This is a genomic window from Microvirga flavescens (assembly GCF_003290125.1).
Lineage (GTDB): Bacteria > Pseudomonadota > Alphaproteobacteria > Rhizobiales > Beijerinckiaceae > Microvirga > Microvirga flavescens.
The window spans coordinates 371724-385248 of sequence record NZ_QMKH01000002.1; the positions used below are offsets into that span (position 1 = coordinate 371724).

Consider the following 13525-nt stretch of genomic DNA (forward strand, 5'->3'; position numbering starts at 1 on the left):
CGATGTCGTCCGTCTTTGTCGTTCTCAACGGAGGGTCGTCGAGCCTGAAGTTTCAGATTTTCGATCCTGCAGGCTCGCCCGACCCCAAGATCATCTATCGCGGCATGGTGGAAGGCATCGGCACCTCTCCGCACTTTATCGTGAAGGATTGTGACGGAACCGTCGTGGCGGATATGACCTGGGAAGGGCGCATGCCTTTCGGCCATGAGGAGGCACTGGTCGAACTCGTTGGCTGGATGCAGGCACATCGCGGTGGCTACAAGCTGGGCGCGGTGGGGCACCGCATCGTCCACGGCGGAAGGTTCTTCGACGGCCCCGTCCTCGTCGATGAAACCGTCCTGGAAAAACTCGAGACGCTGAAGCCGCTTGCCCCTCTTCATCAGCCTCATAATCTGGAGCCAATCCACATTCTTAGCCGCCGTGCCCCAGATATTCCGCAAGTCGCGTGCTTCGATACCGCTTTTCATCGCAACCAGCCTGAGATCGCGCAGCTCTTCGCCATCCCCCATGAGATGACGGAGGCGGGCGTGCTGCGCTACGGATTTCACGGCCTCTCTTATAGTTACATCTCGTCGGTTCTCGCGGATTACGATTCCCGCCTGAAAACAGGCCGCGTCGTGGTGGCTCATTTAGGCAATGGCGCCAGCGTATGCGCGCTGAAGAACGGTAAAAGCATCGCAACCAGCATGGGCTTTTCCGCCATCGACGGGTTGCCGATGGGCACGCGATGCGGCGCTCTCGATGTCGGCGTGGTGTTCTATATGCTCCGCGACATGAAGCTCAATGCCGATGAGGTGGAGAAGATTCTCTACACCAAGTCAGGCCTCCTCGGAGTTTCGGGCCTCTCGAGCGACATGCGCACCTTGCGTTCGCAAGCTTCAAGCAACCGAAACGCGCAGCGGGCTATCGACTTGTTCGTTTATCGGGTCACGCGCGAAATCGGCTCCCTGATCGCGGCACTCGGCGGCATCGATGGCATCGTTTTTACGGCAGGCATCGGAGAGAACGACGCGGCGACCCGCGCCGCTATTCTCGAGGATCTCACATGGGCCGGCTTCACGCTGGACGATACCGCAAACAGCTCTCACGCAACGCGGATCACCACCGGGTCGGCTCCGGGCGCATGGATCATCCCGACAAACGAGGAACTCGTCGTCGCGAGACAGATGAGTCAGGTGCTGAGCGCAACAGCGCGCCGGCTGGCATCCTGAACAACGGAGGTCTCTATGGAAACGCTAAAGACACAGGGCATGAAACCACTTCTTGAGGAAGCCCTTGGCGATGAAAGCTTCATGTCCGCCATCGATCTGCGCAACTACATGACCGAAATGCAGATGGCGCGCGCCTCGAAGGCCGTCGACTCGATGGACCGCGCCGCCAAGGCGCGACAAGATATGGTCAAGACATTGACTCAGCCTGTCGACCTTACTCCCGAACGCCTGAAGGAGATCGGCCAGAACCTCCTGAACAAGCTGCGCACTGCGGCTCAGCGCGGCGAAACGGAGCTGATGGTCATGCGTTTTCCTGTCGATCTGTGCTCGGATCACGGGCGCGCCATCAACAACAGTGATCCGGATTGGCCGCAAACGTTGACCGGCCGTCCTCGCCAGGCTTTCGAGCTGTGGCAAAATCAACTCAAGGCGGCTGGCTACAAGCTGAAAGCCCAGATCATCGAATGGCCCGGCGGGATGCCCGGCGATGTCGGCTTTTTCCTGAGTTGGGGAACCGAGAAAGCGCTCTGACGGACAAGGATCGAAACAACAAGGGGACACGACATGCCGCAGCCGACAGCCTCCTCATCTCTTTCCGCTTTGCCGCAGGTGCAAGGCAAGATCGCCGAGGTTTATCAAAAGAGGTGGCAGGCAGCATTTCAACGATACACGGATGCGGCGAGCGCTGCCGGCCAAAGCTGGTCAAAGGCGATGGCCCCGTCGGCGGCCCCGCTCGAACTCTGGAAAGACGCGAGTTCCTATTGGATCGATTTCGGCCAACGCTCGGTCTTGTTTTGGGATACGCTTCGTCAGCGCGGCAACAACTGGATCGAGCATGAGAAGGCGGGCAAGCCTCCCCTCCTCCAGTTCGAGTGGGACATGATTGCCGATGCGCGCGAGTTCGAACACCCCGTGAATTACGCGCTGGTGAGGATCATTCCCCCAAAGGGCGCCGAAACATCGCCTGACCGACGCCCCTTCGTCATCATTGATCCGCGCGCGGGGCATGGCCCCGGCATCGGTGGTTTCAAGCAGGACTCGGAGGTTGGCGTCGCTCTCGCAGCCGGTCATCCGGTCTACTTCGTTATCTTCTTCCCCGAACCCATACCAGGGCAAACGCTGGCCGATGTCTCACGCGCTGAGGCCGAATTTCTGAAGATCGTAAAAAAGCGTCATCCTGAAGCACGAAAGCCCGTCATCGTCGGCAACTGCCAGGGTGGCTGGGCCGCCATGCTCGTCGGCGCGCTCGATCCGGATCTTCCGGGACCCATCGTCATCAATGGCGCGCCGATGTCCTACTGGGCCGGGAATGATGGCGAGAACCCGATGCGATATGCGGGAGGAATGCTTGGCGGAACATGGCCCGCTCTCCTTGCGAGCGATCTTGGCGGCGGGATCTTCGACGGCGCCTATCTCGTCGACAATTTTGAGTATCTCAATCCCGCGAACACGTTCTTCGATAAGTACTATACGCTCTTTTCGAAGATCGACACCGAGCCGCAACGCTTTCTGGAGTTCGAGCGCTGGTGGGGCGGTTACTTCCTGATGGACCGGGATGAGATCAAGTGGATCGTCGAAAACCTTTTTGTCGGCAACAAGCTGGCGACAGGAAAAGCGGAATGGTCTGAAGGTCAAACTTACGATCTGCGGGATCTCAAATCTCCGATCATCATCTTCGCTTCTCTGGGCGACAATATCACCCCGCCGCAACAGGCGTTCAACTGGGTCGCTGACCTTTACCCGACAACAGAGGCCCTCAAGGCCAATGGACAGGTCATCGTCGGTCTGATGCACCGCAGCGTCGGACATCTCGGCATCTTCGTCTCCGGTCAGGTTGCCAAACGCGAGCATGCGCAGATCGTCGATCTGATCGAGTACATCGAGCATTTGCCGCCGGGCCTTTATGGAATGAAGGTTGAGGAAAATCAGGTCGATGGCCGCGTCCAGTATGATGCTCTTCTGACAGAACTGCGGGTCGAGGACTTGCAGACCCTGCAGAAATATCATCGCAACGATGAGGTTCCATTTGAGGCGGTGGCGCAAACCTCTCAGATGAATGCAGCCCTTTATGAAAAGACCGTTCATCCCGTCATCGCACCGCTTGTTTCACCGGCGGCCGCCAAAGTTGCGCGCGGCATGCATCCGCAGCGCGTACAGCGATGGGCGATTTCCGATCTCAATCCCTACATTCTTCCCGTCAAGGCATGGGCGGAATTCGTGCGGGCCAACAGAACCCCACGACAGGAAAGCGGCCCCGCTGCCGGAACTGAGCACTGGCTTGCGGCGATGACGTCGGCTTCATGGGACTTGTTCAGGGACCTGCGCGACGCCACAGTGGAGAACATGTTCTTTTCCACCTACGCCCCCGTGAGCATCGCGGAGCACGGCGGCACGGGCGCAGTACAGCCTGCCGCCGAAAAACCGGTCAAGAACAAAACCATTCGCGAAGCGCTCTCTCACATCGGCGAAGGCAGCCTCACAAAAGCGCTCGTCCGCATGGCGCTTTTGATGAGAAGGGCCGGTCCGGGCCAGCGCCGACTCTCCACGATGAAGCATATGCGTGAACTCGTTGGAGAGGACATTGGCCTCCTGAGCATGCCCGATGACTTGGCGCGCGAGATCATCCGCGAGCAGTCCTACATCGTGGACTATGAACCAGAGCAGGCCTTGGCGACATTACCCAAGATGCTTCTCGCGCATAACGATCGTGAAAATGCGCTCGCCATTTTCAAGCGCCTTGCAACCGGGATTGGAGCCACACCGGACCAGATCGCCCTGTATGAAGACTTCCGCCGCTTGCTTGATGACGGGGAGACGCATCACGCAAGAGCAACGGTGCCTCATCTTGTCCATCCGCAAAAGCGAGAGAGCCCGCATCGCGTTCGCCAGAGCAACAAGCGCGCGAGGACTCACCAATGAACGTCAAGCCGATCCCCTCAGACCTTGTGCCGCAGGAAGAGAGGATTCTGCACGGGCAACGTGCGTTGATCCTCGGCATCGCAAACGAGAATTCCATTGCCTATGGCTGCGCGAAAGTCTTCCGCAGGCTCGGCGCGGACCTCGCCGTCACCTATCTCAACGAGAAGGCGCGGTCGTATGTCGAGCCTCTCGCCAATGAGCTTGGCGCGTCGATCTTCGCACCGTGCGATGTCGGGCGGGAAGGCGAACTCGAGGCCGTGTTCCAGCGCATCCGCAACGAATGGGGCGGCCTCGACATCGCGTTACATTCGATTGCCTTCGCCCCGAAGGAGGATCTTCAGGGCCGCCTTGTGGACAGCTCCCCCGAAGGCTTCAAGACTGCAATGGACATCTCCTGCCATTCCTTCGTTCGCATGGCGCGCCTGGCCGAACCGCTGATGGACAATGGCGGTACCCTTCTCGCCATGAGCTATCACGGCGCCAACAAGGTCGTTCCGAACTACAATCTCATGGGACCGGTCAAAGCCGCGCTGGAATGCGCCGTCCGCTATCTCGCCTATGAACTCGGCGAGAAGAACATCACGGTTCATGCGGTATCGCCGGGACCGCTCAAAACACGCGCGGCCTCAGGCCTCAAGGACTTTGACCTCCTTCTTGCCGAGGCGAGCGAGCGGGCGCCTATCGGCGAGCTAGTGGACATCGACGACGTTGGGCTCACCACCGCCTATCTTGCAACGCCCTATGCGCGACGGCTGACAGGAATGACGATCTATGTGGATGGTGGCCTCAGCATCATGGCGTAGTATGTGGCGCGGCCCCTATCGCTTCCGGAACGAGGCTCGGGGATGAAGACGATTTCACTTCACGACGCGGTAGCGATCATCCCCGATGGGGCGAGCCTGATGATCGGCGGTTTCATGGGCGTGGGAACGCCGGAGGCGGTGATCGATGAAATCCTCCGACAGAAAAAGAGCCATCTCACTGTCATCGCCAACGATACAGCTTCTCCCGGCATCGGGATCGGCAAGCTTGTCACCGCTCGCCTTTTAAGCAAGGTCATCGTCAGTCATATCGGCCTCAACCCGGAAACCCAGCAACAGATGATGGCTGGCGATCTGCAGGTCGATCTCGTTCCTCAGGGGACTCTGGTGGAGCGCATCCGCGCCGGCGGTTGCGGCCTCGGCGGTATTTTGACCCCCACAGGAATCGGAACGGTTGTCGAGGAGGGCAAGAGTAAGATCACGGTCAATGGGCGCGAGTACCTGCTGGAAGTTGCCTTACGTGCGGATTTCGCACTGATCCACGCATTCCTGGCCGACTACATCGGGAATCTCGCCTACGCGCTCACGGCACGGAACTTCAATCCGTTGATGGCGCTGGCCACGGACACGGTTATCGCAAACGCGGATAACATCGTTCCGGTCGGCGTTGTTGCGCCGGACCATGTCGTCACTCCGGCTCCTGTCGTCGATTATCTCATCGCAAAGGCATGACGCATGGACGCGCAAACCATCATTGCCAAGCGCATTGCCCGGGAGCTTCGGGACGGCATGCTCGTTAACCTAGGCATCGGTATCCCGACGCTGGTGGCGAACTTCGTGCCGGATGGAATCCATGTCTTCTTCCAATCGGAAAATGGCCTCATCGGCACGGGTCCGATCCCCGAACAAGGCATGGCACTGCCATGGTTGACGGATGCGGGCGGACGGCCTGTCACGGCGCTGCCGGGAGCATCGACATTCGATAGCGCCATGTCTTTCGCGCTTATCCGCGGTGGGCATCTTGACCTGACGGTGCTTGGCGGATTGCAAGTCGACCGACGCGGGCTTCTCGCGAACTGGATGATCCCCGGCAAGATGGTGCCCGGCATGGGCGGAGCGATGGATCTCGTCACGGGAGCAAAGCGCGTTGTCGTGGCGATGCAGCACACCGCCAAGGGAAAATCGAAGATTGTTGATGCCCTTTCGCTGCCCCTGACATCGACCCGCCCGGTAGACCTCGTGGTGACAGAGCTTGCCGCGATCGCGTTTCAGGATGGCCGAGCGACTCTGATGGAAATAGCGGACGGCGTGAGCGTCGAAGAGGTTCTTGCAGCGACGGAAGCCGATCTCTTCGTGCCTGACAACGTCCCGCGAATGGCACTCGAACCTCGGACAGAGCCCTGATGAACCCGGATCAGGTGATCGGCATTCTCGTCACCGTCACGCTGGTCGAGTTGATGGTCGCGACAGGATTGGGCGTCCAGGTTGAGGCTGTGATTGCGGCGGCGAGCGACTGGCGGCTGATGCTGCGCGCAGGGTTCGCTAACTACGTGGTCGTGCCCGCGATGACTGTTGTACTCCTGCGCTTGTTTCATGCCGAGCCTACGGTCGCCTTCGGCTTCATGATCCTCGCCGTCTGCCCCGGTGCGCCCTACGGCCCGGCGCTGACGGCCATCGCTCAAGGCAACACGGCGACTTCGGTGGGGTTGATGGCCCTTCTGGCCGCTTCATCCGTTTTCATTGCACCGCTGCTTTTGCCCGCCCTTCTGCCACTGACCACCGGCGAAACGGCGGTGACGGTGGATACCCTCGGCATGCTCAAGGCGATGTTCCTGATTCAGCTTCTTCCCCTCGGTATAGGCCTTGCGGCAAGGCACTGGCTTCCGGATCTCGCGGCCCGCCTGGTCAAGCCCGCTGTCACGCTGAGCAAGGTTCTCAATGCGGCGACGTTTACCCTCCTCATCGCCGTTGAGTTTCGCCCACTCCTGCATGTCACGGGTCTTGGAATTCTCGGCATGCTGGCATTGCTCGGTCTCAGCCTCGCTGCCGGCTGGCTGGCTGGCGGCAAGAGAGATCCTGACTGCAAGGCGGTCGCCCTGACCACCGCAATTCGCAATGTCGGGCTCGGCCTGACCATCACGGCGGGGGGCGCCTTTGCTGGCACATCCGCCGCCACCGCCGTCCTGGCTTACGGGCTCGTGCAATTGCTGGGCTCTCTTCTGCCTGCGCTGTGGTGGCGCCGCACGCCGCCCTGAAGCTCGCACGCGGCGCACACGCCCCCCCTTCCTATTATCTCCGGCTGCGCCAGATTCTGAGTACAAGCCACGCTTCAGTTCGCCACACGGAGGAGCAACTATGAAACAGAAGCGTTCCTTAAAAAGAAAGGGAGAGGATGACGATGCTGCCGTGCCCAAGAAGATGAAGCGCAAGGAGTTCGAGAGCGAGCTGAGGAAGCTCCAGACCGAACTGGTGCGCCTGCAGACCTGGGTCAAAGAAACGGGTGCGAAGATCATCGTGATCTTTGAGGGCCGGGATACCGCCGGCAAGGGCGGCGTCATCAGCCGCATCACGCAACGGGTCAGTCCTCGGATCTTTCGGCATGTGGCGCTTCCGGCTCCGACGGAACGGGAGAAGACCCAGCTTTACATCCAGCGCTATGTCGCCCAGTTCCCCGCCGCCGGTGAGGTCGTTCTGTTCGACCGCTCCTGGTACAACCGCGCCGGCGTCGAGCGGGTCATGGGCTTTTGCAGCGATGCCGAATATCAGCGCTTCATCCGCCTCGCGCCGTCCGTCGAGCGTGAGCTGGTGAACAACGGCTTCATTCTCCTCAAGTACTTCCTCGATGTGAGCCAGGAGGAGCAGCTGAAGCGCTTTTCCGACCGCATCGACGATCCGGTCAAGCACTGGAAGCTCAGCCCGATGGACACAGAGTCGGTGCGCCGCTGGTGGGACTACACGGCCGCCTACCAGGACATGTTGCGCGATACCGACACGCCGGAAAGCCCCTGGTACATCGTTCCCGCCGACAACAAGCGGCGCGCGAGGCTCAACCTCATCTCGCACATGCTGAGCATGATCCCTTACAAGAAGATCAAGCTCGACCTTCCCAAGATTCCAAAGTCCCAGCCCAGGCCCAAAGGTGCTTCTGAAGGGCTGCCGGCAATTCACGTTGTGCCGTCCGTCTATTGAGGATGGCAGATGCAACAGGCAAGGAGGCGCCAAGCATGGCCGATATCATGTTCGAGCTGGTATCCCCCGAGCGCGTTATCTTCTCCGGCGTCGTGCGGGCCGTGATGTTGCCCGCAATCGCCGGCGATATGACCATCATGGCTGGGCACGAGCCGACGATCGCAGGGCTGCAGTCCGGGTTCATCACGGTCACTGATGTACGTGAGCATGGGCATCGCGCTTTCATTCGTGGAGGCTTTGCCGAGATTACAGGCGAGAGCGTCACGGTTCTGGCCGATTGGGTTCTTCCGCCGGATGAGCTCACCCGGGAACGCCTGCATGAAGAGGTCGTTCGCCTGGAAACGCTGCGCGAGGTGACCCGCGATGACATCTCGCGCCGCGATCTGGATTTCGCCTTAAGCAGGCTGAAGCAGATGCGGGTGACGCTTTCGTTCTAGCGGGAATGCCGGAATTATGGCCATACTGACGATATGGCCGCAACATACGAGGCCCGAAGGGGCCGATGGTCTTGGAGGCTGTGATGCGTGTTGTCAGTTGCGTCGTTGTGTTGTGTGGACTTGTTCTTCCGGCGCATGCGCAGCAGGCGCCTCCCTCAACCGTTCCCGTCGGCGTCATCATCGCCGAGCGCAAGCCCATCTCCAAGAACGCTGAATTTGTCGGGCGCATCGAGGCGCCGGATCGCGTCGAGATCAGAGCCAGGGTGAAGGGCTTCCTCGAGGACGTGCTCTTCACGGAAGGGGATGTCGTCCGCGCAGGCGATCCTCTTTACCGCATAGAGCAAGGGTTGTTCGAGGCCGATGTTCAACAGGCACAGGGCGCTCTTGAGCGCAGCAAGGCGGCGCACACTCTTTCCGTGATCCAGTTGCAGCGCGCCGAAGATCTTTTGGCGAAGAACGCGGGAACGGCTGTCGCCCGCGACCAGGCGAAAGCCCTCGAAGAGCAGGCTAAGGGAGCGGTTACCTCCGATGAGGCCAACCTGCGCACCGCACAAATCAATCTTGGCTATACCAACATCACCGCGCCGATCGCCGGGCGGATAGGCCGCTCCAATGTCACGAAAGGCAACGTCGTCGGGCCCGACAGCGGCGTTCTGGTAACAATCGTGAGCCAGGACCCGATGTATGTGACATTTCCCATCAGCCAGCGCGACCTTCTGGGGCGAACGCAAGCCGCGCGTCAGACCGACCCGAAGGGCGTCGACGTCCGGATACGCTTCTCCGACGGAACAGTTTACGACCAGATCGGCAGGTTGAACTTTCTCGACGTCTCGGTTGAACACACCACCGACACATTGACCGCCCGCGCCACGATTCCAAACCCGAAAGGGGTTCTTACAGACGGCCAGCTCGTGCGCGTTATTCTGGAATCCGAAGCGCCGGAAGAAAAAGTCGTGATCCCGCAAGCGGCCCTCATCGCCGATCAGGCCGGCGTTTACGTCTTCGTCGTCGAGGACGGCAAGGCCGCCATACGGCGGATCAAGGTCGGCGGTGAATTCGGTTCTGGAATGATCGTCCAGGAAGGTCTGTCGCCGGGCGATCAGGTCATCGTGGAGGGACTCCAGAGCGTTCGCGCCGGCCTCCCTGTGCGCGCCAATCCGATATCCTCGACACCGGGTGGGATCTGAGCCGATGCTGTCAGCGATTTTCGTCGATCGGCCCCGGCTGGCCATTGTCATCGCCATCGTCACGACAATTGCCGGCCTTCTGGCGCTGCTGGCAATTCCCGTCGCTCAATACCCGGATATCGTTCCACCTCAGGTGTCCGTCACCACCAATTACCCCGGCGCATCGGCGGATGTCGTGGACGCCACCGTCGCCCAACCCATCGAGTCGCAAGTCGTCGGCGTCGACAAGATGATCTACATGAAGAGCGTGAGCGGCAACGACGGCAGCTACACGCTGACGGCTTCGTTCGAGCTTGGCACCGACCCGGACATCAATTCCGTCAATGTCAACAACCGGGTTCAGATCGCGCTTTCCAAACTGCCCCAGGATGTTCAGCGCCAGGGCGTCACGGTGAAGAAGAAGTCGTCGGCGCTCCTCGGCGTCATCGCCCTCTACTCGCCAAAGCACACGCATGATCCCCTGTTCATTTCGAACTATGTCACGATCAACCTTCTCGATCAGATCAAGAGCACGCCTGGCGTCGGCGATGCGACACTGTGGGGTCCGCAGGACTACGCCATGCGCGCATGGGTGCGGATCGACAGGCTCACCGGCCTCAACCTGACGACAGGGGACATCATCAACGCGATAAAGGCCCAGAACGTTCAGGCCGCTGTCGGGCGCATCGGCGCGCGTCCTATTTCCAACGATCAGCAGCTTCAGCTCAACATTCAAACGAAAGGACGTCTCAACTCCGTCGAGGATTTCGAGAAGATTGTTCTGCGCACCAATCCCGACGGGTCCGTTCTCCAGCTTCGTGACGTCGCGCGCCTGGAGCTTGGCGCAGCCAATCTCGACCGGGAAACGCTCTTCAACGGCGGCCCCGCGGCCGTGACGGCGATCTACCAATCGCCCGGCGCCAATGCGCTCGCAACGTTGGATGCCGTCAAGAAGCAGGTCGCGGAACTGGCCAAGGACTTCCCGGAGGATCTGGAGTGGAAGGTCACCTACGATCCCACCGTTTTCGTCACCGATACGATTCATGAAGTCCAAAAGACCCTGATCGAAGCCTTCATCCTCGTCGTGGTCGTGGTCTTCCTGTTCCTCGGCAGCATCCGCGCGACATTGATCCCGACACTTGCCGTCCCCGTGAGCCTGATCGGCACATTCGTCGTTCTGAACGCCGTCGGCTACTCTGCCAATTCTGTCTCCCTTCTCGCCATCGTTCTCGCCATCGGCATCGTGGTCGACGATGCCATCGTCGTCGTCGAGAACGTCGAGCGCGTGATGGAGGAGCATCCCGAGTTATCGCCCGGAGACGCCACCAAGAAGGCGATGGAGGAAATCACCGCCCCGATCATCGCCATCACACTGGTGCTCCTCTCCGTCTTTCTACCCGTAGCCTTCATTCCGGGCATTTCGGGAGAACTGTTCCGTCAATTCGCCGTAACCGTCGCGGTGGCCATGTTCCTCTCGGCCATCAATGCCTTGACGCTCTCACCCGCGCTCTGCGGCGTACTGCTGCGCCCTCATCATGGACCGCGCCGCGGCGTGATCGGGTATGTCATGCGCTTCATCGACAAGGTGCGCGATGCTTACGGCAACGTCGTGGCGCGGATCGTCCGCATCTCCATCATCGGACTGGCGATGGTCGCAGTTGCAGGCGTCGGCGTATACGGCCTCTCCAAGATCACACCCACCGGCTTCCTGCCGGAGGATGATCAAGGGGCCTTCTTCATCGTCGTGCAATTGCCGGACGGAGCCTCCGTCGGCAGGACGTCGGATGTGATCCGCCGCGCCGAGGAGGTTCTTCGCGAGGAAGAAACCATTGCCGATTTCACCTCCGTGATCGGCCTGAACTTCATCGACAATTACTCTCAGGCGAATGCGGCATTCATCGTCGTCACGCTGAAGCCTTTTGAAGAACGTCATGATCGCTCCCAGGGCGCAAACGCGGTGATTGCGCGCCTCGGCCCGAAACTCCGGCAGGTTCAGGGAGGAACGGTCGTCCCCCTGGCGCCGCCGCCCATCATCGGTCTCGGTACGGGCGGCGGCTTTAGCTATGTCCTGAAAGACCTGCGCGGCGGCGATCCGAAGGCGCTGGCGCAGGTGCTCCGCGGGCTGACGGTGGCCGCAAACCAGGACCCGCAGCTCTCCCGCGTGTTCAGCACGTTCTCGGCCACGAGCCCTTCCATTTATCTCGATATCGACAGAAACAAGGTTCAGATTCTCGGCGTTAGGCTGGACGACGTGTTCCAGGCCCTGCAGGCCGCGCTCGGCGGATACTACGTCAACGACATGAACCTGTTCGGCCGCACCTGGCAGGTGCAAGTCCAAGCCGAAGCTGTCGACCGCACGAAGGTCGAGGACATCTACCGCATCAATGTCCGCAATGCCGAAGGGCAAATGGTTCCCTTGAGAAGCCTTCTCGAGGCGCGAGTGGTCGTCGGGCCGCCATCCCTGATCCGCTACAACAACCGCCGCGCCGTCACGGTTCAGGGAAGCCCGGCGGCGGGCGTCTCGTCCGGACAGGCACTCGCGGCGATGGAAGAAGTCGCGGCGCGTACGCTTCCCTCGGGCTTTGCCGGCGAATGGACCGACACAGCGTTCCAGGAAAAGCGCGCCGAAGGAAAGACGGGCATCATTCTCGGCTTTGCCGTGCTCTTCGCCTTCCTCTTCCTCGTCGCTCTTTATGAGAGCTGGACAATCCCGATCCCGGTTCTGCTCTCGGTCGCCGTTGGCATTCTCGGATCCTTCGCCGCCATCGTCTTAGGGCGTCTCACGCTCGATCTCTACGGACAGATCGGCATGATCGTCCTGATCGGCCTTGCCGCGAAGAACGGCATCCTGATCGTGGAATTCGCCAAGGAGCAGCGCGAGAGAGGAGTGCCTCTGCTGGAGGCTGCGACGGAAGGATCGCGCCTGCGCTTCAGGCCCGTGATGATGACCTCTCTCGCCTTCATCCTCGGCCTTTATCCGCTCGTCGTCGCAACCGGCGCTTCCGAACTCGCCCGGCGCAATGTCGGCACGCCGGTGTTCGGCGGCATGATCCTCGCCTCGTTCGTCGGCATCTTCGTGATCCCGCCGCTCTATGTCCTGTTCCAGGGATTGCGAGAGCGGATCAAGCGGGCCATCGGCATGCAAGGACCGGAAGCGGTAGCCGAGAAACCAGCCGAAGCGAGGACCTCCGACAAGGCCGCGGAGTGATGATCGCGGAACAGGGCTTCACGGACGTCTTCAACATCGAAGGAGGAACTGATGAGAGTTGGAGAATCCATCCGGGCCGGCGGGCTCGGTTTCGCCCTTGCCGCGTTGGGCGCGGTCCCCTGCGGTATCGCGGCAGAAGCGGGTCTTGCCGCCTACCAGGGCGCGTGGCTTGAGCAGAGCCTCTCGTGCGACGCGGTTTTCTCACGCGCCGGGAAAAGCACCTCGTTCAAAAAGCCGATCGACATATTCGCCCCAGCCTTCATCATCTCAGGCAATCGCCTCAGAACGCCCCAAGCCTCCTGCCGGATCACAGCCGTCAAGCCCTCCGGAAAGCGCCATGTTCTCTCCCTGCATTGCGCAAACGCGGTTGCGGCCAACGACGTCACGGTCCTCATGGGACCAACACCGGATGGCTCTCTGAATCGCTACTTCAATGAAAAGGACGAGACCGGGAGCAAATACCAACGCTGCGACAGATGAGACTTGCGGGGCTGATCGGGATCCTAGGGCTAAAGGCGACCGAGGAGATCGTGGCCACGATGCAGCCACTACAGGAAGCCGGAGCCGCTCGGGAATGCAACAACTGCGCGGCTCGGGCGTCGATGGCTCGAGCCTCCGCAGACAAACGCGGAGG

The 13525-nt window shown here is 60.5% G+C and carries 12 protein-coding genes; all 12 read left to right on the forward strand.

Features of this window, described 5'->3' with window-relative positions; all coding sequences use genetic code 11:
- Positions 1-2: 2 nt before the first annotated feature.
- Complete coding sequence (locus tag DQW91_RS06525; protein WP_112662772.1) at positions 3-1211, forward strand: acetate/propionate family kinase; 1209 nt, start codon at positions 3-5, stop codon at positions 1209-1211.
- A 15-nt stretch (positions 1212-1226) separates the two neighbouring features.
- Complete coding sequence (locus DQW91_RS06530) at positions 1227-1742, forward strand: hypothetical protein (protein WP_112662773.1); 516 nt, start codon at positions 1227-1229, stop codon at positions 1740-1742.
- A gap of 33 nt (positions 1743-1775) precedes the next feature.
- Positions 1776-4130 (forward strand): DUF3141 domain-containing protein, encoded by a 2355-nt coding sequence (locus DQW91_RS06535; RefSeq protein ID WP_112662774.1) that lies wholly within the window; start codon positions 1776-1778, stop codon positions 4128-4130.
- Positions 4127-4933: an enoyl-ACP reductase FabI gene (fabI, locus tag DQW91_RS06540; RefSeq protein ID WP_112662775.1), complete on the forward strand. Its 807-nt coding sequence runs from the start codon at positions 4127-4129 to the stop codon at positions 4931-4933. The genes DQW91_RS06535 and fabI overlap by 4 nt, the downstream gene beginning before the upstream one ends.
- A 42-nt stretch (positions 4934-4975) precedes the next feature.
- Positions 4976-5623 carry a CoA transferase subunit A gene (locus tag DQW91_RS06545; protein WP_112662776.1) on the forward strand — a complete coding sequence of 216 codons (648 nt, stop codon included), beginning with the start codon at positions 4976-4978 and terminating at the stop codon, positions 5621-5623.
- A gap of 3 nt (positions 5624-5626) precedes the next feature.
- The gene (locus DQW91_RS06550; protein WP_112662777.1) at positions 5627-6295 is read left to right on the forward strand and encodes a 3-oxoacid CoA-transferase subunit B; all 669 of its coding nucleotides are present in this window, start codon (positions 5627-5629) and stop codon (positions 6293-6295) included.
- Positions 6295-7146: a bile acid:sodium symporter family protein gene (locus DQW91_RS06555; RefSeq protein WP_112662778.1), complete on the forward strand. Its 852-nt coding sequence runs from the start codon at positions 6295-6297 to the stop codon at positions 7144-7146. The genes DQW91_RS06550 and DQW91_RS06555 overlap by 1 nt, the downstream gene beginning before the upstream one ends.
- 100 nt (positions 7147-7246) lie before the next feature.
- The gene (gene ppk2, locus DQW91_RS06560) at positions 7247-8080 is read left to right on the forward strand and encodes a polyphosphate kinase 2 (RefSeq protein WP_112662779.1); all 834 of its coding nucleotides are present in this window, start codon (positions 7247-7249) and stop codon (positions 8078-8080) included.
- Positions 8081-8115: 35 nt separating this feature from the next.
- Complete coding sequence (gene atpC / locus DQW91_RS06565) at positions 8116-8517, forward strand: ATP synthase F1 subunit epsilon (RefSeq protein ID WP_112662780.1); 402 nt, start codon at positions 8116-8118, stop codon at positions 8515-8517.
- A gap of 83 nt (positions 8518-8600) precedes the next feature.
- Entirely contained in the window at positions 8601-9704 is a 1104-nt protein-coding gene (locus DQW91_RS06570; RefSeq protein ID WP_112662946.1) for an efflux RND transporter periplasmic adaptor subunit, read from the forward strand.
- Between the two features lie 4 nt (positions 9705-9708).
- A complete protein-coding gene (locus DQW91_RS06575) occupies positions 9709-12891 on the forward strand; it encodes an efflux RND transporter permease subunit (protein WP_112662781.1) in 3183 nt (1060 codons plus the stop codon).
- Positions 12892-12942: 51 nt separating this feature from the next.
- The gene (locus DQW91_RS06580) at positions 12943-13371 is read left to right on the forward strand and encodes a hypothetical protein (protein ID WP_112662782.1); all 429 of its coding nucleotides are present in this window, start codon (positions 12943-12945) and stop codon (positions 13369-13371) included.
- Positions 13372-13525 lie beyond the last annotated feature (154 nt).

Bases quoted from the DNA above. Each gene is read 5' to 3' on its own strand.
- DQW91_RS06570 (WP_112662946.1), top strand. From the start codon at position 8,601: ATGCGTGTTGTCAGTTGCGTCGTTGTGTTGTGTGGACTTGTTCTTCCG.
- DQW91_RS06555 (WP_112662778.1), top strand. From the start codon at position 6,295: ATGAACCCGGATCAGGTGATCGGCATTCTCGTCACCGTCACGCTGGTC.
- DQW91_RS06545 (WP_112662776.1), top strand. From the start codon at position 4,976: ATGAAGACGATTTCACTTCACGACGCGGTAGCGATCATCCCCGATGGG.
- DQW91_RS06530 (WP_112662773.1), top strand. From the start codon at position 1,227: ATGGAAACGCTAAAGACACAGGGCATGAAACCACTTCTTGAGGAAGCC.
- DQW91_RS06525 (WP_112662772.1), top strand. From the start codon at position 3: ATGTCGTCCGTCTTTGTCGTTCTCAACGGAGGGTCGTCGAGCCTGAAG.
- DQW91_RS06575 (WP_112662781.1), top strand. From the start codon at position 9,709: ATGCTGTCAGCGATTTTCGTCGATCGGCCCCGGCTGGCCATTGTCATC.
- ppk2 (WP_112662779.1), top strand. From the start codon at position 7,247: ATGAAACAGAAGCGTTCCTTAAAAAGAAAGGGAGAGGATGACGATGCT.
- DQW91_RS06535 (WP_112662774.1), top strand. From the start codon at position 1,776: ATGCCGCAGCCGACAGCCTCCTCATCTCTTTCCGCTTTGCCGCAGGTG.
- DQW91_RS06550 (WP_112662777.1), top strand. From the start codon at position 5,627: ATGGACGCGCAAACCATCATTGCCAAGCGCATTGCCCGGGAGCTTCGG.
- atpC (WP_112662780.1), top strand. From the start codon at position 8,116: ATGGCCGATATCATGTTCGAGCTGGTATCCCCCGAGCGCGTTATCTTC.
- fabI (WP_112662775.1), top strand. From the start codon at position 4,127: ATGAACGTCAAGCCGATCCCCTCAGACCTTGTGCCGCAGGAAGAGAGG.
- DQW91_RS06580 (WP_112662782.1), top strand. From the start codon at position 12,943: ATGAGAGTTGGAGAATCCATCCGGGCCGGCGGGCTCGGTTTCGCCCTT.